Raw genomic sequence first — 22,131 nt, 5'->3', positions numbered from 1 at the left:
CCTGCCCCAACCTTAAATTTATGATGCCGAACGGTCTTGAACCGCCGCGTTCTGTTCGGCAGTCGGCGTCTTGCCGCTTTGCGCGATCAGCACTGTTCCAATGCAAATGAAGGCGATGCCCGCAATCTTATAGGCGCCCAGTTCTTCCTTGAACAAAAGCCACGCAAAGACTGCCACGGCGACATAGGCAAGGCTCAAAAAAGGATAGGCAAAAGACAAATCGACTTTTGAGAGCACATACATATGAGATGCCATTGAAATGACGAACATGGTCAGACCAGCGAAAACCCACGGATTAAAGACAATCTGAAAGATCCGGTAAATCAGCGTATCCGCTGTATAGCTGGCATTGCTGAAGGTCATCATGCCATATTTGAGCAGCAGCTGTGCTGCCGCATTGGTCATGACAGTAAAGAGAATGAATGGGATATATTTCATCGTCTGTCCCGTGGTTTAATTTTTTAATGCGGTACGCCGCCAGAAATCGGAACAGAACCGCGCATCGCGCATGTCTTCAAGCTGCTGCCACTCTGGAAAGCCCGCCTTGAACGTTTCAGCACTCATGCGTTGATCCTTGTAGGGATTAACGCGCCCGCCAGCCTCAACGGTCATTTTGTCAAGCTGGTCCAGCAGATCGCGCGTCTTGCGCCCGCGATTGGGAAAATCCATCGTCAGCGTGTAACCGGGCTTTGGAAATGACAGCATCCCCGGTGAATGGACCTCGCCAAACCGCTTCAATACGGTGAGAAACGATGCCTGCCCGGCATCACGACTTGCTGTCAGCATTGCCGGAATTGTCTTCTCAGCCGCCTCGAAAGGTATCACGCTCTGATGCTGATATAGCCCGGCTGGGCCGTAAAAGCGGTTCCAATTGCGCAAACCATCCAGCGGATAGAAGAAGCCCGCAAAGCCTGTCAGATGCGGCTCCTGCTTGCGGCGTTTTGCATGAAAATAGAGAGTGTTGAAGGCCGTCAGGCTCAGCTTATTGAGCATCGAAAATGGCAGATCAAAGGGCACACCGAGCCGCGCTTCAGCGCTTTTGACGGTGCGATTGCCGTTGAGAGCATGATTTCCCGTTATCAGCACACCGCGTCCCTCCGCGTGACCACGTGCCAACTGGTCCACCCAAGCCACCGCATATTCATTGTCGCGGTCGGCTTCTTCCGCAATTGCGAAATACTCAGACAGGCATTTAAACGGCGTGATGCGTTCTTCGACATCCAGCGACCCAACCGGCATCAGACGGATGCGCGCATTGAGGATGAGCCCCGTCAGGCCCATACCACCAATCGTTGCCGCGAAGAGCTCAGCGTTTTCAGCGCTTGAGCAAACGTAATGCACTCCGTCAGAACGAAGCAGCTCCAGACTCTCAACATGGCTTCCGAATGTTCCCCGCAAATGGTGGTTCTTGCCGTGCACATCATTGGCGATTGCACCGCCAAGCGTCACGGAACGCGTCCCGGGCGTCACCGGCAGAAAATAGCCATATCTGACAACTGCCTGAATAATTTCGCTCAACAGCGCGCCGGATTCTGCTTCCAGAATTCCCGTGTGAGGGTCAAAACTCACAATGCGGTTATGCGATAGCATCGGCACAAGCAAACCAGCATCATTATGGCAGCTGTCGCCATAAGAGCGTCCATTGCCGAAAGCCAGCAACGTTTCCGGGCCTTCCAGTTTGGAAAACACATCATCGAACGTAAATGCGTTGCGCTTGTGGCGATCAATACGTCCAAAACTGTCGAAAGACTGATTCATCAGGGCTTTCCGGCGATAAACAGCAGAACCGCGCCTATCGCGATGACCACCTGACTACGCCAGTCAGTGGCGAGAAAGACGACGGGATCGTCGTCCATTTCCTTGCGATGGGCCAGAATCCACACGCGGATAATGATGTAGAGGACAATTGGAACAAGCGGCCAGATCAACCATGGATAAGTATAGAGCTGCTGGACTGCGGCGCTATTGATATAAAGTGCCAAAACCACGACGGCTGTAAAGCCGGATGCCACGCCGCTTTGCCCGACAATATCAATGTCCTCCGGTCGATATCCACGCCCGGCAATGCGGTCTTTTTCTGTCACGGTCGAATTCTGCAACTCGACATAACGTTTGACCAGCGCCAGTGACAAAAAGAAAAACATTGCAAACGCCATCAGCCAGAATGACTGTGGGATTTCTGTCGCCGCAGTGCCGCCCAAAAGCCGAAGCGTATAAAGTGCTGCAAGACAAATAACATCAACAAGAAGAGCACGTTTCAAAACAAGCGAATAGGCTGTCGTTGCGACAAGGTAAGTGCCGATGACCAGACTGAACGCCAATGGCAGGAAAAAACAGGTCACTGTCGCAATCAAAAGCAGCAGAAATGAAACTTTCAAGCCAAAAGGAATGCTGAGCGCACCACTGGCAAAAGGACGCAGTCGCTTTCTGGCATGTTGTCTATCGAGCGGTAAATCAATGATATCATTGATGATATAGATTGCCGAAGCTGCTGCCGAAAAAGCGATGAAGGCTAAAATGGAAGCAATGAAGTCCTCTGCAAGAAAGATAGTATGTGCCAGAATAGCAGGCACAAAAACCAACAGGTTTTTAAGCCATTGATGCACGCGCAGCATCTTGAGATATGGCTTTATGCCAGTCACCGGTTTTTCAAACAGTTGGCTATCATTGACTTTTTGAAACCGCGAGGCCAGACGATCGGGTGCAACGACGACTGCTTCACGCGCAGCGGCGAAAACCGCAAGATCAGCACGGTCATTACCAGCGTAATCAAAGCCCTTTGCTCCATACTGATCGGTCAGCGCCTTCGCTTTACGATGCGAAGACAAATTGGTCGTACCTGAAGTCGCAAAAACCGCTTCAAAAATCCCCAGCTCTTCCGCGACAGCCTCCGCCAAGGGTTCCGCTGCTGCTGTTGCGAGCACCAATCTGCGCCCGCTTGCATGTTGATGCTGAAGATACTCGAGAAAATCCTGCCGATATGGCAGCAAAGTAACATCAAACGAAATACGACTGGCGATCTGCTGTTTCAAATTGGCTTTGCCGGATAACAACCAGACAGGCAGCAAAAGCAAATATAGCGGATTTCGTTTGAGTAGAACGAAGATGCTTTCCCACAGCAGGTCAGTCGCGATCAGCGTTCCGTCCAGATCAACGGCCAAAGGCACTTCATGGCTTTTGAGCCGTTCATCCATATTAGGTGATCCCCGTTGTGCATGCCCGCAAGGCACATCTCATCCGCTTTCATTGGCAGTTCATAGGACGAGAAAACAAATGAATTATAAAAATTCCCCATACAATCGATAATTGTTATCGGGTCAGATGTCTCTACCAATCTGATTATTCCCTACCCCATTATAGTTTTGGTTAATAAACCTTCGGCTATATAAACACTGGTTAATTATTATTCTCCATCATATAAGGCATTTTCGGTGTGGCATCTGATACACACTGACTACCGTTTCGCTTTTGTCGAAGAGCCTGATCATGAATATGGAATTCGCATTGACTGATGGTGCCAATGTCTTCGAACTAGCACCAATTTCTCTTTGGCTCGAAGATTACAGCGGATTGCGAAAGCAGTTCGAGCAGTGGCGCAAAATCGGCATTACAGACCTGAGAGCATTTCTAAAAGAGGATACCAACCGCTTGCGCATCTGCACAAGCCACATCCGTGTTCTCAAGGTTAATCGTAAAACGCTGTCGCTTTATGAAGCGGAGAACATCAATCATCTGATTGAAAATCTGGAGCGCGTTTTCCGTGACGACATGCTCGACCCACATATCGAAGAAATGGTTCAGCTCTGGAATGGCGACAACGCGTTTAACAGCGATACCATCAATTATTCGCTCAATGGTAAGCGCCTTGATATTCAGCTTAAAGGCGTAATTCTCCCCGGCCATGAAGAAACGTGGGATCGTGTTCTTTTATCCATTGAAGATGTGACGGCACGGGAAGAAGCGCGGCGCGAGCAAAGCAAACACAAACAGCATGCCGAAGGCCTGTTTGAACATTCACCTGTTTCGCTTTGGGTTGAAGATTTCAGCCGCATCAAGCAGTTGATGGATGACATCCGCGAGCGTGGGATTGAGGATTTCCGCGTCTTTACCGATGTGCATCCAGAATTTGTACGCCAGTGCATGAGCGAAATTCGTGTTCTCGACATCAATCGCGAAACGCTCGATTTATTCGCGGCACCCGACAAAGAGACACTTCTTAAAAATCTGCCACAGGTCTTTAAAGGCGATATGGAGACGAATTTTCGTGAACAACTGATCGATCTCTGGAATGGCGTCTATTTTCAACGTCGTGAAGTCATCAACTATGCACTTGATGGCACGGAGCGACATCTATTGTTGCAGTTCTCAGTACTTCCGGGCCATGAAGCCGATTGGTCACTGGTGCAGGTTGCCCTTGCGGACATTACAGCTCGCAAAAAAGCGGAAGCCTATCTCGAATATCTCGGCAAACATGATGTTCTGACCAAGTTGCACAACCGTGCCTTCTATGTTGATGAGCTCAATCGCCTTGAGCGTAAAAATCATGAACCGGTATCGATCATCATTATTGATCTCAACGGCCTCAAAACTGCCAATGATCAGCTTGGTCATGCCAGCGGCGACGGCTTGCTGCGCCGGGTAGGCGAAGTGCTGAACGAAGCAGTTAAACTACCCGGTCACGCAGCCCGCATCGGCGGCGATGAGTTTGCAGTCGTGCTGCCCTATGTGGACGAGCGCGGCACGGATGCGGTTATGGAAGATATTCGTCGGCTGATCGACATCAACAATCAGTATTACTCCCACCTCAAGATTGAACTTTCGATGGGCGCGGCCACGAGCATGCCGGGCGAAAAATTGGAAACGGTTGCCAAGCGCGCTGATCTTCTAATGTATGCGGATAAGCGCAAACATTATTCAGCGGAAGCATTGCGCAAATCGCAGCTTTCGTGATTACTCATCAAACTCGATGATCGTTTTTCCACGCGTAAGATCAGTAACAAGCTGTGCCAGCTCACTTTGAACAGCGAGCGGCATCGCGCCGGTAATTTCAACGCCCGTTGCTGTGAAATTCTCATGCGCAATCGTCACATGCTCGACGGCCGTAAGCCGCGCTTTCAGAAGTGCATGATCTGAAAAATCACAGGCGAGCGCAAAGCCAATGACGGGGATCACCTCTGTCTTTTCAGCTTGTCGCAAACACATAGCTGCCGTGCCACCATAGGCACGCATCAATCCGCCACTGCCTAGCAGAATACCTCCGAACCAGCGCGTAACAACCACAACAATGTTATCGAGCTGTTGGCCGTCTATCGCCTGCAAAATTGGCTTGCCTGCCGTGCCGCTCGGCTCACCGTCATCGCTGAAGCGATAGTTCTGCCCCATCCGCCATGCCCAGCAATTATGGGTCGCAGCAAGATCTGAATATTCAACGAGAAAGTCCTTTGCAGCCTGTTCATTGGCGACAGGAGCGGCAATAGCCAGAAACCGACTTTTCTTTATCTCTTGTGTGATGGTTTCAATGCGACTGATGGTGAACATGACTATCCTGCAAACGGTATTTGGCGGGCCTACCATTTTACGTTGCGGATGACGACCCCTTAAGGATGCGTTAGCATTGCACACGCGCAAACTTGGGTATAAGGCAATGAAAAATGAGCCAGCGTCCCGCCCGCCGCTCACCCTGCCAAAATATGAAAGGTCCGCCGATGTTCGATTTGATTGTGAGAAACGCCAATCTTCCCGACGGACGTGAAAAGCAGGACATTCTGGTCAAAGACGGCAAAATTGCCGATATTGGGCCATCGAAAGGCGAACATCAGGCAGCGAAAGAAATAGACGCCTCCAATCGTCTGGTCACACCGCCTTTCGTTGATCCGCATTTCCATATGGACGCCACCCTTTCGCTCGGCCTGCCACGCCTCAACCGCTCTGGCACGCTGCTGGAAGGCATTGCGCTCTGGGGCGAACTGAAGCCCATGCTGAGCGTTGAAGCCATGGTCGAGCGCGCTTTGCGCTATTGTGATCTCGCTGTCAGTCAGGGCCTGCTTGCCATTCGCAGCCATGTCGATGTGAGTGACCCACGCCTGTTCACTGCTGAGGCGATGATCGAAGTGCGCGAAAAGGTTAAGCCTTATATCGACCTTCAGCTCGTGGCTTTCCCGCAGGACGGCTATTATCGTTCGCCTGGCGCTGTCGAACTTGTCAATCGTTCGCTCGATATGGGCCTCGATGTGGTCGGTGGTATTCCGCATTTTGAGCGCACCATGTCAGACGGTGCTGCCTCGCTGGAAGCACTCTGCCGCATTGCTGCGGAGCGTGGACTGCCGGTCGATATCCACTGCGACGAGACCGACGATCCAATGTCACGCCATGTTGAGACGCTGGCAGCACAAACAATGCGTTTTGGTCTGCAAGGCTGCGTGTCTGGCTCGCATCTCACATCCATGCACTCCATGGACAATTATTATGTGTCCAAGCTGATCCCGCTGATTGCGGAAGCGCAGATGAACGCCATTCCAAACCCGCTCATCAACATCACCCTGCAGGGCCGCGCCGATACCTATCCGAAGCGCCGTGGCATGACCCGTGTGCCGGAACTGATGGCTGCTGGCGTTAACGTTGCCTTCGGCCACGATTGCGTGATGGACCCATGGTACTCGATGGGTTCAGGCGACATGCTTGAAGTCGGCCATATGGCTGTGCATGTGGCACAAATGACGTCGATCGAAGGCAAGAAGCAGGTCTTCAACTCACTCACTGTCAATTCCGCTAAGGCACTTGGTCTCGAAGGTTACGGCCTTGAAAAAGGCTGTAATGCAGATTTTGTGGTGCTTCAGGCACGCGATCCGCTGGAAGCGTTGCGTCTCAAGGCCAACCGTTTGACAGTCGTCAAGCGTGGTAAAATTATTGCTGAAACGCCGCAGCGCATCAGCAATTTGAACCTCGCAGGGCGGCCTTCAACCGTTGATGGCGCGGATTACGCGCCACGCGGATAATACCCACAGAAATGCGACGGAAAACTAATGCCTGTTTTTCAATCGTCTGATAAAAGCGCTTGAATTAACGGCAGATTCGTCTGAAATACGTGACATTGCTCATAAGCCTCAACAAAAGAGGCAGAGCAAAAAGTCGCGCATAATTGCACGTCTAAATCACCCAAGAGGGGTTCCTATGACCACAACATCCAAATTCACACGCCGCAGCGTTCTCGTCATGTCGGCAGCACTCGGCGTAACTGCCCTGTCCAGCGGCGCGTTTGCAGCAGAAGAAAAGCTGAAAGTTGCAGGTATCCATGCATCGCCTGTCGAAAATGCATGGAACTCACGCCTTCATGAAGCGCTCAAGCAAGCCAATGACGAAGGCGTTATTGAATATGTCTTCTCGGAAGGCGTTTCGGCCAGTGACTACCCGCGCGCTATGCGCGAATATGCCGAACAAGGTATCAAGCTGATCGTTGGCGAATCCTACGCGGTTGAACGCGAAGCGCGTCAGGTCGCAGCCGATTATCCTCAGACGACCTTTATCATGGGCTCTTCCGGCAAGGAACAGGGCGACAATTTTGGCGTGTTTGGCACCTGGAATTTTGAAGCAGCCTATCTTGCAGGCATGCTCGCAGGCGGCATGAGCAAGACCGGCACCTTCGGTTCGGTTGGAGCTATTCCAATTCCTGAAGTCAATATGCTCATCAATGCATTTCAGGAAGGCGTGAAAGAAACCCGCCCTGATGCGAAGTTCAATGCGTCCTTTATCGGTACGTTCTTCGATCCGCCAAAGGCACGCGAAGCTGGTCTCGCGCAGATCGACGCTGGTGCCGACATTCTGTTTGGTGAACGCATTGGTACCGCGGACGCTGCCAAGGAACGCGGTGTAAAGGCAATCGGTTCGCTGATCGATTACACGCCGCGCTACCCTGACACCGTTTTCGCCAATGCAATATGGAACTTCCGTCCGATCCTCAATGCAGCCATTGCTGACGTCAAGGCTGGCAATCCGACTGGCAAGGATTACACCCCATTCAGCCTGATGAAGGAAGGTGGTAACGACATCGTTTACGTCAAGGGCGCCGCCCCGGCAGATGTTGAAGCCAAGATGGAAGCGCGCCGCGCTGAGATTAAGGCTGGCACTTTCAAGATCGAGCCAAATCCGGCAGAGCCTAAGTAAGAAATTTCAGGACAGCAACGTGGCACTCGATATGAAGCAACAAGATGCGACAGCACTCGCACAAGCGATTGCGAAAGGCGTTTTGACCGCACGAGAGGCTATGGATGCCGCAATTGAAGCAGCAGAAAAATGGCGCCCTTTGGGCGCCATTGCATATCTCGACGAAGAACTGGGGCGTAAGAATGCGGAAGCTTTTGATCATAAAGCTCCTTTCGCCGGAGTGCCGTCGCTTTTCAAAGATCTCGGCGGCCCATGCGCTGGACTGCCGATCCGGCTTGGATCGCGCGCTTGCGCAGATGCACCGCGACACCTTGATTCAGAACTCGCTGCACGTTTACGCAAAGCTGGGCTTAACTTTTTCGGCACGACAACTGTTCCTGAATTCGGGATGGCGCTTGCAAGTGAGCCAATAAACGGACCCCTCGCCCGCCACCCCTTCGATGAAAAGCTTTCACCTGCAGGCTCATCTGGTGGTGCCGCTGCAGCCATTGCAGCAGGCATTGTATCGATAGCGCACGCAACTGATGCAGGCGGCTCGATCCGCGTTCCGGCTGCAACTTGCGGGCTGATCGGCCTCAAGCCAAGCCGTGGTGCTATGCCCGCTGGTCCGCATTTCGGTAACTACCTCGCGGGTATTGCAAGCGAATTTGCGCTTTGCCGCTCAATCCGCGATGCAAAAACTCTGTTCCCGCTCGTTGCAGGCAACACTAAGAGCTTTCTGCCTGACGTCTCGTTTCGATCAGACATCAAGCCGTCAAAACTGCGTATCGGTGTACTCGCAGGAAATTTGCCAAGATATCCGGTAACGAACGAGCGTCAGCAAGTGATTGACGATGCAGCCCGCTTTCTGCAAACGCAGGGCCACACAATCCATACAATCGACGCGGGAACGCTTGCACCTCTCGTTGATGCGAGTGCCACTGCGTTTGATCGGATTATCTCGGCAAATCTGGCCTCGGCAGTTGATGCATTTTCCATTGATGAAGCAAAGCTCGAAAGACTGACACAGGCCGTGGCATCACGCGGGCGCAAGATGAGCGCCGTCGAACTCTACGACGCTATGAATGGTGGTGTGATGACTGCCTATCAGCTCTGGCAGATTTTCCACGATCTTGATGTGCTGATTACGCCGATGCTCGCGTGCGGGCCGCAGCCAATCGGATCATACCCGATGGATCATGACGATGTGGACGCCCACTGGCATAAGATGAATGCCTTTGCGCCTTATGCGGCATTGGCCAATATTTCCGGCTTTCCGGCACTTTCGATGCCTTTTGGCGAGGACACGAATGGTATGCCACTTGCAATTCAGTTGATTGCTCCGATGGGAGGGGACAATCTGCTTTTAGAGCTTGGCGAGCTGATGGAAGAGGACCATCGCTGGCAGCACAAATTTGGCGTTGCGGGGTTGAACGCATGACCACCACAGTTCTTGAACTGCAAAACATCACAAAACGCTTTGGCACACTGACCGCCAATGACGATATTTCGTTGAAGCTTGAGCGCGGCGAAATCCTCGCCTTTCTGGGCGAAAACGGCGCGGGAAAAACCACGCTGATGAATATCCTCTTCGGCCATTATGTGCCAGATGAAGGCCGCGTTTTTGTCAAGGGCGCTGAAATCCCACAGGGCAAGCCACGCGCCGCAATCGATGCAGGCGTTGGCATGGTGCATCAGCATTTTACCCTTGCTCCCAACCTCACAGTTCTTGAAAATATCATCACCGGGACAGAAAGCCTGTGGAAGCTGAAGTCAGCGCACCGTGCGGCCCGCACAAAAATCGCAAATATTGCCAGCCGCTTTGGCTTGCAAGTGGACCCTGATGCGCGGCTTGGTGATCTTTCCGTTGGCGAACAGCAGCGCGTGGAAATTCTTAAAGCGCTGTATAATGACGCGGACATCCTCATCCTCGATGAGCCGACTGCCGTTCTGACCACCCAGGAAGCCGAAAATCTGTTCGCGACATTAAAAGAGATGGCGCGTCAGGGCCTGTCGCTCATTTTCATTTCACACAAACTACACGAAGTCATGTCGGCAGCTGACCGCGTTGTGGTGTTGCGCGGTGGCAAGCTTGTCGCTGAGCGTAAAGCGTCCGAAACATCGAAGGAAGAGCTCGCCGAACTCATGGTCGGTCGTCGTGTTTCGCGCCCTTCACGGGCAGCTGCGACGCCCGGTGAGACTTTGCTTGAGGCAAAGAACGTGACCGTGATAGAGGAAGGCACAACACGCCTGACCGATCTCGATTTTCATCTGCGTGCAGGCGAGACGTTGGGTATCATCGGTGTCTCCGGCAATGGTCAGGCAGCACTGGGTCGTCTTGTTTCAGGGCTTAGTCAGCCTTCCAGCGGCTCACTTGCGATATTCGGACAGACAGTGACGAAATTTGATGCGCGTGAGTTTGTGGCCATGGGTGTTGGCCGCATCCCGGAAGATCGCAATGCGGAAGGTGCAATTGGCGACCTCACTCTGTGGGAAAATGCCGTGCTCGAACGCGTGCGTGATCCGCAGTTTTCCAATGGTATTCTGGTCAATCGAACGGCAGCGCGTGAATTTACGGATCGCATTATTAAAGATTTCGATGTCCGCGGTGGATCGCCCGACAGCCGCATTCGCCTGCTCTCGGGCGGCAATATGCAAAAGCTAATTCTTGGCCGCAATCTTGAAACGGCTCCCCGCATTCTGATTGCAGCGCAGCCAACACGCGGCCTCGACGAAGGTGCGGTTGCTGCGATTCACGCCCGCATTTTGGAAGCGCGTTCCAAAGGAGCAGCAGTGCTGCTCATCTCGGAAGATCTTGATGAGATTATCGGTCTAGCTGATCGCGTTCAGGCCATCGTCAAGGGTAAGCTGTCACCGCCAATTGATGCGAACGAAGCCAATGCGCAAAGACTGGGCCTGATGATGGCCGGTGAATGGCAGACACAGACCACAAAGGGGCTGAACTGATGCGTATTGAACGACGCGAAACTCGCCCCATGGTTTTGGTAGCAACGGCTCCAATTATTGCAGTGTTTGCTGCCTTTGTTCTCGCTGGACTGCTGATCGCCGCCGCCGGTGCGCCAGTGTTTGAATCTTTCAAACAGATTTCAATTGGTGCTTTTGGAACCAGGCTTTCAATCACCGAAACGCTGACCCGTGCCACACCGTTAATGCTAACTGGCCTTGCTGCGGCTGTCGCCTTCCGTTCTAAACTCTGGAATATTGGCGCTGAAGGCCAATTTTATATGGGCGCGCTTGCAGTTGTCGCCTTCGGTACGCAATTAGCCCTCCCCGCAGCCCTGCTTATTCCACTTCTGCTGATCGTCGGCGCTATTGCCGGGATGATCTTCCTTTTGATCCCGCTTGGCCTGCGTTTGCGCTTTGGTGTTGATGAAGTCGTGACCACATTGCTGCTCAATTTCGTCGCGGTTCTCTTCGTTTCGATGATGATAGAAGGCCCGATGAAAGACCCGCTGGCTTTTGGCTGGCCGCAGTCAGAGCCAATACCGGATGCAGCTGTGCTGCCAAAAATCATGTCGGGCATGCGGCTTCATATTGGCATCGTGATTGCCATAGTCCTCGCCCTCATCATTGCCTACGTGCAAAAGCGTACAGTGTTTGGCCTTGAAACCAAGGCTGCGGGGCTTAATCCGAAAGCCGCACGTTTCGCAGGTGTTCCGCTTGGCAAAACACTGGTGAAAGTTGCGTGCATTTCCGGTGGTCTGGCTGGTCTTGCCGGTGCCATACAAGTCATGGGCGTGAAAGGCTATGTCACGACCGACCTTTCGCCGGGCTTTGGTTATTCCGGCATCATCGTTGCCATGCTCGCCAATCTCAATCCCATCGGCGCGATTTTCTCGGCGCTCTTTGCCGCCGCCATGTTCGTGGGTGCAGACGGCATGAGCCGCGCTATTGGCATTCCAAGCTTCATCGCCGATGTGACTGTGGCGCTCTCACTGCTCACCATGTTGGTTGCACTCTTCTTCACCCAATACAGGATCGCCCGATGAACGAGCTGATGGATATCCTGCTTTCCGCTGGCCTCTGGGTCTCGGTCCTGCGCATCGCAACGCCGCTGATTTTCGGCACGCTCGGCGCGCTTTATTGCGAACGTGCGGGCGTACTCAATCTCGGCATTGAAGGGATTATGACCTTTGGCGCCATGATCGGCTGGTTGACTGTCTTTAACGGGGCTGACCTCTGGGTGGGCGTGCTGGCAGCGGCAGCATCGGGTGCCGTGTTTGGCCTGTTGCATGCAGCACTGACCGTGCCGCTGGGGCTCTCGCAACATGTTGTCGGCCTTGGCATAACGCTCTTTGCCTCGAGCCTCAGTTACTTCCTGTTTCGCCTTCTGGTGCCACTATCCTCAACGCCACCATCGATTACGCCGTTCCAGCCAGTTAATCCATCGTGGCTTTCCGATATTCCGTTTATCGGACAAGTTCTAGGCACCCAGACGGCATTGACATGGCTTGCCATTCCGCTGGCACTTCTGCTGGGTTATGTTCTTTTCCGCACACCGCTTGGCCTCGCCATCCGCATGACCGGCGAAAACCCGCATGCCGCGGAAGCGCAAGGCATCAATCCTATCCGTGTGCGTATTTTCACGATCATGTTCGGCAGTGCGCTGATGGCTGTCGGCGGTTCGTTTCTCACGCTCTCTGCGTTCAACTCGTTCTTCCCGACCATGATGCAGGGACGCGGCTGGGTCTGCATCGCGCTTGTCGTATTCGCCTCATGGAATCCTGCCCGTGCACTTTTGGGCGCCCTGCTCTTTGCACTGTTCGACGCATTCCAGCTCCGGTTGCAAACGGTCTATGGGAAGCTGGTGCCTTATCAACTTTTCCTGATGATCCCTTACATCATGTCAATTGCAGCACTCGTCGTCATGGCGCGCCGTGCACGCGTACCACAGGCATTGATGCAGCCTTATCGCCGCGGCGAGCGATAAAATAAAACATAATAAAAACGGCGCCGTAAGGCGCCGTTTTTATATCGTCAGAGCAATTAAGCTGCGCTCGACTTGCTCTTTTCAAAGCGCTTGCGCTCATTTGGATCGAGGTAGAGCTTGCGCAGACGGATCGACTTTGGCGTCACTTCGACCAGTTCGTCGTCCTGAATCCACGACAGAGCGCGTTCCAGCGTCATACGGATCGGAGGCGTCAGCTTCACGGCTTCATCCTTACCGGCGGCACGGATGTTGGTGAGCTTCTTGCCCTTCAATACGTTGACTTCCAGATCGTTATCGCGCGAGTGAATACCGATCAGCATGCCCTGATAGACCTTGACGCCAGCATCGATGATCATCGGACCACGATCTTCGAGGTTGAACAGCGCATAAGCAACCGCTTCACCCTGATCGTTGGAAATCAGAACGCCATTGTTACGACCCGAGATTTCACCCTTAAATGGCTGATAATCATGGAACAGACGGTTCATGATCGCCGTGCCGCGTGTATCGGTCAGAAGTTCCGACTGATAGCCGATCAGACCGCGGGTCGGTGCATAAAACACCATACGAACGCGGTTGCCGCCCGAAGGACGCAGTTCGACCATTTCGGCCTTACGTTCAGACATTTTCTGAACAACAGTACCCGAATATTCTTCATCGACGTCGATGACCACTTCTTCGATAGGCTCAAGCTTTTCGCCGTTTTCACCGTCTTTCATGACGACGCGTGGACGCGAAACGCCAAGCTCGAAGCCTTCACGGCGCATGTTTTCGATCAGAACTGCAAGTTGCAATTCGCCACGACCCGAAACGAAGAACGAATCTTTTTCGTTTGATTCTTCGATCTTAAGCGCAACGTTGCCTTCTGCTTCCTTGAACAGACGGTCACGAATAACGCGGCTCGTCACCTTATCGCCTTCAGTACCAGCATAAGGGCTGTCATTGACGATGAAGGACATGGTCACAGTTGGCGGATCGATTGGCTGCGCTTCCAACGGAATGCTAACTGAAGGATCACAGAACGTGTCAGCAACAGTGCCCTTGGAAAGGCCCGCGATAGCAACGATGTCGCCTGCCTGTGCTTCCTCAATTGGCTGACGCTCAATGCCGCGGAACGCGAGAATCTTCGAGATACGGCCATTTTCGAGCAGCGAACCATCCTGACCGAGAACCTTGACAGCCTGGTTAGCCTTGATGGAACCGGAGTGAATACGACCTGTGATGATACGTCCAAGGAACGGATCAGCTTCAAGAATCGTACCGATCATGCGGAACGGACCTTCAGCAACCTTTGGCGCTGGAACGTGCTTGAGAACCAGATCGAACAGTGGTGCCAGACCTTCGTCCTGCGGACCTTCCGGGTTCAGTGCCATCCAGCCGTTACGGCCTGAACCGTAAAGAACTGGAAAGTCGAGCTGTTCGTCGGTCGCATCAAGATTGGCGAAGAGGTCGAAAACTTCGTTGATGACTTCTTCATGGCGACCATCTGGACGGTCAATCTTATTGATCGCAACGATCGGACGAAGGCCAACCTTGAGTGCCTTACCAACAACGAACTTCGTCTGTGGCATTGGGCCTTCAGCGGCATCAACGAGCACGATCGCTCCGTCCACCATCGAAAGAATACGCTCAACTTCACCGCCAAAATCGGCGTGACCTGGCGTATCAACGATGTTGATGCGTGTGTTCTTCCAAACAACCGAAGTGGCTTTCGCGAGAATGGTAATCCCACGTTCCTTTTCGATGTCGTTCGAATCCATCATGCGTTCTGCGACGCGCTGATTGTCGCGGAAAGAACCGGACTGCTTCAGCAGTTCGTCAACCAGCGTGGTTTTGCCATGGTCAACGTGTGCGATAATAGCGATATTACGCAATTCCATATAGAGATCACTTCTGTATGAGTTGGGAGCCGCGCCAAGATGGATGCACGGAAAATCAATGGGCCGCTCTTACAGGTTTTTTTATGTTTTAGAAAGGGGCAGCGCGAAACTGCCCCTAAATTAACCCGGAAAGCCCGGATTTAGGTGTTTGTTTACAGGCCGATTGTGACAGTTTTGCCGTGCAACCTACAGCAAAGTGCCTGAAAGAATGACCAGTGCCACACTGAAATAAATGACAAGACCTGTCACATCGACGAGCGTTGCAACAAAAGGTGCCGATGCACTCGCTGGATCGAAGCCCAGTCTGCGAAGGATAAACGGCAGCATTGACCCCGTTACCGAACCAAAAGTTACGATACAGACAAGTGCCATACCCACCGTGGCTGCAACCAGCATCCAATGCTCACCATAATCATAGATGCCGAGATTCTGCCAAATAGCGATGCGAACAATGCCGATGAAGCCGAGGAACGAGCCCAGAGCCAGTCCTGTCGGTAATTCGCGAATTGACACCCGCCACCAGTCTTTAAGTGTGAGTTCCTGCAATGCCAGTGCACGAATGATGAGCGATGTGGCCTGCGAACCCGAATTACCACCCGAAGACATGATGAGCGGAATGAACAAGGTCAGAACCAGTGCCTTTTCCAGCTCCAGCTCAAAATGCTGCATCGCACTGGCTGTGAGCATTTCGCCGAGAAACAGAATACCCAGCCAGCCACCGCGCTTTTTGAGCATTTCACCGAAACCAATGCGCATGTAAGGCTTGTCGAGTGCTTCCATACCACCGAAACGGTAAGCATCTTCGCTGGCATCCTCGGTCATGGCATCCAACACATCATCGACAGTCACAATGCCGATGATGTGACGGCTGTCATCAACGACGGGAACCGCCAGAAGGTCGTGCTTGCGGAAAAGGCGCGCAACGTCTTCACGATCTGCGTTTGGTGAAATGGTAATAGGATCATCGTCGCGTGCGAGCGAAAGGATCGGCTCATCCAGCTCGCGGATAATCAGCCGGCGCAAACTAACCACACCCAGCAGAACACGTGTCTGCGGATCGACCACATAGATTGCGTAAACAGTCTCGCGTGTGCGCTCCACCTTTCGGATGTGCTCAAGCGTTTGCCCGACATTCCAGTTTGACGGGACAGTGATGAACTCGATTGTCATGAGGCTACCCGCAGTATTTGTGGGATAGCCCATAAGCTTTTTCAGCGCGGCCTTTGTTTCTGGCGCAAGAATGGGGAATAAGCGTGCCCGATCCGCATCTTCCATCGACTGGAAGACGTCCGTCGCACGGTCAGCGGACATCCCGTCCAGCAATTCACTGGAAATATTGGGCGGAAGAATCGTCAGGATTTCAGTTGCGCGTTCAAGCTCCGGCTGATCAAGCAGACGAATGGCGTCTTCTTGCGAGAGTTGTGCGATAACTGCGACTGCATCATCTGCGTCGAGTTCGTTGACGATCTCAACTGCGTCGCCGGTGCGAATATCGGCGATGCGGCTGGCGATTGCTGCAGCAGGTAGGTCGGCAACATTGAATACTTCGGAGGAGAAGTTGTTGTCGGTCATAGGCTTGCCTTTCTGTCGATCCGCCGTCGAAGACAGACCGTGCAAGCTGACCGCAAACGATCAGATCACGAACTGCCTTGACGGCTGAAACAATCGACTGTGACTGTCGCTTGGCATAAGAGAATAAGACTCCGGTTGAAATGCAGCCAAAGAGTTGGGGCTGCGTGGCTGATTTGCGCCCGGCTGCCTCGAAAGTCAACCCCCGCCTCTCAATCATGAAGGCTTTTTCATAATCCCGTGGCACCCTTGTCTCGCCCGTTGCAAAATCCTAAGTCTGATACAAATCAAATTCATTTTATCTGGAGTCTCTGATGTCCGAAAAGCAGCCCTATAATCACGCATTGACCCAATGGAATGGACCGCTTGGCTTGCCGGACTTCACAGCATTTAAGGACGATGATTTCGCCGCCACTTTCGACGCAGCTTTGGCCGAAGATCTCGCGGAAGTTGAAGCGATCATCAATGATGATACTGAACCAACAATTGAAAATACGTTGAAAGCCTTACAGCTTACCGGCCAATCGCTTGATCGCGTTTCATCCATTTTCTGGCTTCGCGCTGGTGCTCACACCAACGAGACCATTCAGGCGCTGGAGCGGGAAATCGCGCCCAAGATGTCGCGTCATTATTCGCGCATCATGATGGACCCAAAGCTGTTTGCCCGCATTGATGCGCTTTATGAAAATCGCAGTCACCTTGATCTCGACATTGAGACAAAGCGGGTATTGGAAAAGACATGGAAAGGCTTTGTCCGTTCCGGCGCAAAGCTCGATGAAGCAGGCAAACAGGAGCTCGCTGGCATCAATGAAAAGCTCGCTGGTCTGGGTGCACGCTTCGGCCAGAATGTTCTCAAGGATGAAGCAAGCTGGTTCCTATTGATCACCGATGAAGCTGACCTTGCAGGACTGCCCGATTTTCTGAAAAATGCCATGCAAAGTGCCGCTGCAGAACGCGGTCAGCCGGATGCGTGGGCAATTACTCTGTCTCGTTCTATCGTTGAGCCGTTCCTGACATTCTCGGAAAACCGCAAACTGCGCGAACAGGCGTTCAAGGCATGGGGCAAACGTGGTGAAAACGGTGGCGAAACCGACAATCGCGACGTCGTGCGCGAGATGGTCGAACTGCGCGAACGCAAAGCGCATCTGCTCGGCTACACCAACTTTGCCGCATACAAACTCGACGACACCATGGCCAAGACACCAAAAGCCGTGATGGATCTGTTAGAGCCAGTCTGGGACAAGGCACGCGCCAAAGCGAGCGACGAAGAAGCAGAACTCGAACGGCTGATCGCAGCTGATGGTCATAATCACAAAGTCGCGCCGTGGGACTGGCGTTTTTATGCCGAGAAGCTTCGTGCCGAGCGATTTGCGTTCGATGAAGCAGAGCTGAAGCCATATCTGCAGCTCGAAAAAATCATCGAAGCGAGCTTCGATGTAGCCACCCGTCTTTTCGGCATTCGCTTCGAAGAGAAAAAAGGCATCCCGACATGGCACCCTGATGTGCGCGTGTTTCAAGTTCTCAATGCAGATGGCAGCGAGCGTGGCTTATTCCTTGGCGACTACTTTGCCCGCACATCAAAGCGCTCAGGCGCGTGGATGAGTTCACTGCAATCAAGTCATAAACTCGATGCAGGGCAAAAGCCGTTCATCTACAATGTTATGAATTTCGCGAAGCCCAAGGCTGGCGAACCTGCCCTGCTCTCGCTTGATGATGCCCGCACGTTGTTCCACGAGTTTGGCCATGCGCTGCATGGGCTTCTTTCGGATGTGGCGTGGCCTGCCATTTCCGGCACTGCTGTTTCGCGAGACTTCGTTGAACTGCCGTCCCAGCTTTATGAGCATTGGCTAACGGTGCCTGAAGTGCTTGAAAAATATGCCGTTCACTATCGCACCGGTGAGGCCATGCCAAAGGCGCTTCTCGACAAGGTGCTTGCTGCGCGTTCATTTAATGCAGGCTTCAACACGGTCGAGTTCACCTCGTCCGCACTTGTCGATATGGCATTCCATACCGGCACGGAAAAAATCACTGACCCATTGGCTTTTGAAGCAGAAACGCTGAAAAAACTTTCAATGCCTGACGCAATCATCATGCGTCACCGCACGCCGCACTTCACCCATGTATTCTCCGGCGACGGCTATTCGGCGGGCTACTATTCCTACATGTGGTCTGAGGTGCTGGATGCCGATGCATTCTCGGCCTTTGAAGAAACAGGCGATGCTTTCAATCCGGAACTGGCAGCAAAGCTGAAGCAATATATCTATGCAGCTGGTGGCAGCCGCGACCCGGAAGAGCTTTACAAAGCCTTCCGTGGTAAGATGCCAACGCCGGATGCAATGATTGAAAAGCGTGGATTGAATTAACAGCATGTCTCCCAAAAGTGGGAACCGGTTTTGGGACAAAGACATGCGCAGAAAAAGTAAAGGCCGGGAACCCGGCCTTTTTGTTGTCTTCTTAATATTCGCCGAGCTTGATATCAGGCGTATATTCGACACCCTCAACTTCCTTGATAACCGGCTGACCGCAATGCAACACGCCTGTTGCTGCATTGAACGCATAGGTTGGCGAACCATGCAGCTGCCAGCCCTTGTTCAAAGCTGCAGTGACACGGTGACAGAATGCGGAATCATCTGGGCCAGTGATGAAACGATAGAGCTTCATAGTTTTTCTTCCTTTAAGTTTTACGAGATTGATTTAGCCAGCAAGCGCTCGGCCATTTTCAGGTGCAGGCGTTCGACCATCTGGCCGTTCAGCGATACGACGCCTTTGTCAGCATTTTCTGGCTGCGCAAATGCAGCGACCACCGCACGGGCATTTGCCACATCTTCGTCTGAAGGGGAGAAGGCGCGATTGGCTACCTCAATCTGCGAGGGATGAATGAGGGTTTTGCCATCAAAGCCCATCAGAGCGCCCTGCATGCATTCCGCTTCAAAGCCTGCAGTGTCGCGAAAATCGTTATAGACGCCGTCCAACACATCGATGCCACCAGCACGCGCGGCCAGTAATATCTGCATCAGCCATGGGACGAGATAAGGCCGCCCAGATTGCGGACGCACACCGGTTGCCAGCGCAATATCATTCGGCCCGACGACAAAACAGCTAAGCCGTGCCGCAGAGCGATGGCCCAGTACGGCAATCTCATCCGCATTGAGAATTCCGCGAGGGGTTTCGATCATCGCCCAGACGCACATTTGAGGATCCGCATCCTGACGATCAAGCAGGCTCGCCGCATCAATCACGTCCTGCGGACGCTCAACCTTCGGCAACAAAACCGCGTCCGCGCCAATCTCTGCCGCGGCATTAAGATCAGCCTTATTCCATTGCGTATCGGCGGCGTTCACGCGCACCACGCGCTCAAAGCCGACGTTTGGATGCTCAGAAAAATAAGAAATCAATGCATCGCGCGCTGCAAGTTTTGCTTCCGGCGCAACAGAGTCTTCCAAATCATAAATGACGCAATCGGCTCCAAGCGTCAGCGATTTTTCAACCGCACGGCTATTGGAAGCTGGTACAAACAAAACGGAACGGCGCGGACGAGCAATTGTTTTCATACGCAATTTGTGCACCGAACAGCGTTCATTCGCAAGCACTTAACCCGCATATTCTAAGACACTTGAAATCTGCATTGTGACTGCTTAATTTGCATCCACGGTTGGAATGCACCTGCCGCTCGCAGCCTCAAGGCCATGGTAAAGCATTCTGAATTCACGTTCCTGTTCCGGTGACGGCAGAAACGGCAATGCGGGTGCCCGTTCACGAAAATGCTGCTCACATTCAGGAGCGATATTATGACCACAGCAATCCTTGCTGGGAACACGACAACCGACTTCAAACATCAGGCTCGCCGTTTAAGGCAGGCTTTAGGCGAAGAAGGCATTAACATTAGCCACGGAAAAGCGCTTGATCTCGTTGCACGCCAATCTGGCACACGCGACTGGAATACGCTTGCAGCCAACAGCACGAATATTGAAACTCCAAAGGTTGAAGAAGATAAAGCACCTTACCGCGTCAGTCAGCGCGTTTCGGGCATGTTCCATTCAACAGCATTTGAAGCCCGCATCATCGGCGTGGAAGAAACGATCAAGCCTGATCTCTGGCGGATCACTCTGCAATTTGATCCCGCAATTAATGTCGCAGTTTCACCCAACCTGTCGATGCTGCGCAGGCGATTCACGTTCGTTGTTGGTGCAGACGGTAAGTCACGCCGATTGACCGGCAGTGAGAGTGGCGGAATTACATTAAACATACAATAATTTCGCCAATAAGAGCACCAGCGCATGATTCTGAGTTTGTTAGCAAAGCCTCAGAAATATTCATGCGCAAAGCTTAAAGAGTCCCTTCCAGCGTACCTTTGCATATGCCGGAAGGGCAATTTTTGTCTTGAGGGTTGCGACCTATTGGGCACTTGCGGCCAGAAAGATTGACTCTCTGCCATGCTGATGTAAAGCAGACTGCAAATTTAAAATACCCAACCGACAGGTCAGGAACATGGATAAGTTCACCAAGCTCACGGGCGTTGCAGCCCCCCTGCCGATCGTCAATATCGATACGGACATGATCATCCCGAAGGATTATCTGAAGACGATCAAGCGCACGGGTCTGAGCAAGGGGCTTTTTGCCGAAATGCGCTTTAACGAAGACGGAACCGAAAATCCGGATTTCGTGCTCAACAAGCCCGGCTATCGCAACGCACAGATTCTGGTTGCTGGCGACAATTTTGGTTGCGGTTCTTCGCGTGAGCATGCGCCTTGGGCACTGCTTGATTTTGGTATTCGCTGTGTGATCTCGACTTCGTTCGCCGACATCTTCTACAACAACTGCTTCAAGAACGGCATTCTGCCAATCAGAGTCAGCCAGGAAGATCTCGATAAGCTGATGGACGATGCATCACGCGGTGCCAATGCAACGCTGACTGTTGATCTTGAAGCCAAAGAGATCCACGGTCCTGATGGCGGTTCGATTGCCTTTGACCTTGACGACTTCAAGCGTCATTGTCTGCTCAATGGTCTTGATGACATCGGTCTGACCATGGAAAAGGTAAGGAACATTGATACGTTCGAGGCGAAAAACGCTCAACAGCGTCCCTGGGCATAATGGCAGCTCCATTATGCGCCTTTGGCGGATGTGCGGTGGCCTGAATCATTGAATAGGACACGGTTGGCTGAAATGGCCAGAGAAGATCAAAGCGGTGACTGGGCGGGACGTCTCTCGCCCTCGCTAGACGAAATTGAATCTATTGCGATTGAAGCGCTTGCGCATCTTCCGCAGGAATTTCGTGCGCTTTGTGGTGACATCATCATCCAGATTGCAGACTTCCCTGAAGAACAGATCGTTGAAGATATGGGCTTAGAGACCCCCTTTGATCTTCTTGGTCTGTTTGAAGGCATGGGGATAGGCGAACGTTTCAGCCTGCAAACCGGCGACACGCCCAACCGCATCACGCTCTTTCGCCGCGCAATTCTCGACTATTGGTCAGAGAATGAAGAGACACTTGGCGATATTATTACCCATGTTCTCATTCATGAAATTGGCCATCATTTTGGCCTTTCGGATGATGATATGGAAGCTCTGGAAGCACATGCTGACTAAAGC

Annotated in this window: 19 protein-coding genes; 11 read left to right on the top strand and 8 right to left on the bottom strand. The window is 52.6% G+C overall.

Annotated elements, in window-relative coordinates:
* Window positions 1-18 precede the first annotated feature (18 nt).
* From U2P60_RS04000 to U2P60_RS03990, 3 genes are read right to left on the bottom strand one after another with little or no spacing between them, the layout of a single operon-like run.
* Window positions 19-438 carry an EamA family transporter gene (locus tag U2P60_RS04000; RefSeq protein WP_413571413.1) on the bottom strand — a complete coding sequence of 140 codons (420 nt, stop codon included), beginning with the start codon at window positions 436-438 and terminating at the stop codon, window positions 19-21.
* A 15-nt stretch (window positions 439-453) separates the two neighbouring features.
* On the bottom strand, window positions 454-1,758 hold the full coding sequence (locus U2P60_RS03995; RefSeq protein WP_413571412.1) for an FAD-binding oxidoreductase: 1,305 nt from the start codon (window positions 1,756-1,758) through the stop codon (window positions 454-456).
* Window positions 1,758-3,194, bottom strand: coding sequence for a UbiA family prenyltransferase (locus tag U2P60_RS03990; protein WP_413571411.1), 1,437 nt, complete (start codon window positions 3,192-3,194; stop codon window positions 1,758-1,760). Before U2P60_RS03990 ends, U2P60_RS03995 begins: the two co-directional genes overlap by 1 nt.
* A 292-nt stretch (window positions 3,195-3,486) precedes the next feature.
* On the opposite strand from U2P60_RS03990, the gene U2P60_RS03985 reads away from it, so the two are divergent.
* Entirely contained in the window at window positions 3,487-4,950 is a 1,464-nt protein-coding gene (locus U2P60_RS03985) for a diguanylate cyclase domain-containing protein (RefSeq protein WP_413571409.1), read from the top strand.
* Here U2P60_RS03985 and U2P60_RS03980 read toward each other — a convergent pair whose 3' ends face one another.
* Window positions 4,951-5,538 (bottom strand): IMPACT family protein, encoded by a 588-nt coding sequence (locus U2P60_RS03980; RefSeq protein WP_413571407.1) that lies wholly within the window; start codon window positions 5,536-5,538, stop codon window positions 4,951-4,953.
* 167 nt (window positions 5,539-5,705) lie between these two features.
* Here U2P60_RS03980 and U2P60_RS03975 point away from each other — a divergent pair, with 167 nt between their 5' ends.
* The 6 genes from U2P60_RS03975 to U2P60_RS03950 all read left to right on the top strand — a co-directional run bounded on the left by U2P60_RS03975 (window position 5,706) and on the right by U2P60_RS03950 (window position 13,090).
* On the top strand, window positions 5,706-6,995 hold the full coding sequence (locus U2P60_RS03975) for an amidohydrolase family protein (protein WP_413571992.1): 1,290 nt from the start codon (window positions 5,706-5,708) through the stop codon (window positions 6,993-6,995).
* 175 nt (window positions 6,996-7,170) lie between these two features.
* A complete protein-coding gene (locus tag U2P60_RS03970; protein ID WP_413571406.1) occupies window positions 7,171-8,160 on the top strand; it encodes a BMP family protein in 990 nt (329 codons plus the stop codon).
* Between the two features lie 31 nt (window positions 8,161-8,191).
* Complete coding sequence (locus tag U2P60_RS03965; protein ID WP_413571991.1) at window positions 8,192-9,580, top strand: amidase; 1,389 nt, start codon at window positions 8,192-8,194, stop codon at window positions 9,578-9,580.
* On the top strand, window positions 9,577-11,106 hold the full coding sequence (locus U2P60_RS03960) for an ABC transporter ATP-binding protein (protein ID WP_413571404.1): 1,530 nt from the start codon (window positions 9,577-9,579) through the stop codon (window positions 11,104-11,106). Before U2P60_RS03965 ends, U2P60_RS03960 begins: the two co-directional genes overlap by 4 nt.
* Window positions 11,106-12,149 (top strand): ABC transporter permease, encoded by a 1,044-nt coding sequence (locus U2P60_RS03955; protein WP_413571990.1) that lies wholly within the window; start codon window positions 11,106-11,108, stop codon window positions 12,147-12,149. Before U2P60_RS03960 ends, U2P60_RS03955 begins: the two co-directional genes overlap by 1 nt.
* Complete coding sequence (locus U2P60_RS03950; protein WP_413571403.1) at window positions 12,146-13,090, top strand: ABC transporter permease; 945 nt, start codon at window positions 12,146-12,148, stop codon at window positions 13,088-13,090. Before U2P60_RS03955 ends, U2P60_RS03950 begins: the two co-directional genes overlap by 4 nt.
* A 56-nt stretch (window positions 13,091-13,146) precedes the next feature.
* Here U2P60_RS03950 and typA read toward each other — a convergent pair whose 3' ends face one another.
* Both typA and mgtE read right to left on the bottom strand, forming a co-directional pair.
* Window positions 13,147-14,970, bottom strand: a complete 1,824-nt coding sequence (gene typA / locus U2P60_RS03945; protein WP_313829324.1) for a translational GTPase TypA — start codon at window positions 14,968-14,970, stop codon at window positions 13,147-13,149.
* A gap of 186 nt (window positions 14,971-15,156) precedes the next feature.
* Window positions 15,157-16,542, bottom strand: a complete 1,386-nt coding sequence (gene mgtE / locus U2P60_RS03940; protein WP_413571402.1) for a magnesium transporter — start codon at window positions 16,540-16,542, stop codon at window positions 15,157-15,159.
* Between the two features lie 311 nt (window positions 16,543-16,853).
* Here mgtE and U2P60_RS03935 point away from each other — a divergent pair, with 311 nt between their 5' ends.
* Window positions 16,854-18,902 carry a M3 family metallopeptidase gene (locus U2P60_RS03935; RefSeq protein WP_413571401.1) on the top strand — a complete coding sequence of 683 codons (2,049 nt, stop codon included), beginning with the start codon at window positions 16,854-16,856 and terminating at the stop codon, window positions 18,900-18,902.
* 91 nt (window positions 18,903-18,993) lie between these two features.
* Here U2P60_RS03935 and U2P60_RS03930 read toward each other — a convergent pair whose 3' ends face one another.
* Window positions 18,994-19,200, bottom strand: coding sequence for a DUF1737 domain-containing protein (locus U2P60_RS03930; RefSeq protein WP_250043456.1), 207 nt, complete (start codon window positions 19,198-19,200; stop codon window positions 18,994-18,996).
* A 20-nt stretch (window positions 19,201-19,220) separates the two neighbouring features.
* Window positions 19,221-20,090 carry a CoA ester lyase gene (locus tag U2P60_RS03925; RefSeq protein WP_313829320.1) on the bottom strand — a complete coding sequence of 290 codons (870 nt, stop codon included), beginning with the start codon at window positions 20,088-20,090 and terminating at the stop codon, window positions 19,221-19,223.
* Between the two features lie 237 nt (window positions 20,091-20,327).
* Between U2P60_RS03925 and U2P60_RS03920 the strand changes: the two genes are divergently transcribed.
* From U2P60_RS03920 to U2P60_RS03910, 3 genes are all read left to right on the top strand, one after another.
* Window positions 20,328-20,792 carry a glyoxalase superfamily protein gene (locus U2P60_RS03920; RefSeq protein WP_313829319.1) on the top strand — a complete coding sequence of 155 codons (465 nt, stop codon included), beginning with the start codon at window positions 20,328-20,330 and terminating at the stop codon, window positions 20,790-20,792.
* 235 nt (window positions 20,793-21,027) lie between these two features.
* A complete protein-coding gene (gene leuD, locus U2P60_RS03915) occupies window positions 21,028-21,633 on the top strand; it encodes a 3-isopropylmalate dehydratase small subunit (protein WP_413571400.1) in 606 nt (201 codons plus the stop codon).
* Between the two features lie 72 nt (window positions 21,634-21,705).
* Window positions 21,706-22,128, top strand: a complete 423-nt coding sequence (locus U2P60_RS03910) for a metallopeptidase family protein (RefSeq protein WP_339510138.1) — start codon at window positions 21,706-21,708, stop codon at window positions 22,126-22,128.
* The last annotated feature ends 3 nt before the right edge of the window (window positions 22,129-22,131 follow it).

The organism is Brucella sp. H1_1004 (assembly GCF_047308065.1).
Taxonomy (GTDB): Bacteria; Pseudomonadota; Alphaproteobacteria; order Rhizobiales; family Rhizobiaceae; genus Brucella; species Brucella pseudogrignonensis_B.
Note: the sequence above shows the minus strand (reverse complement) of the source record. Positions and strands in the feature narration are given on the sequence as shown.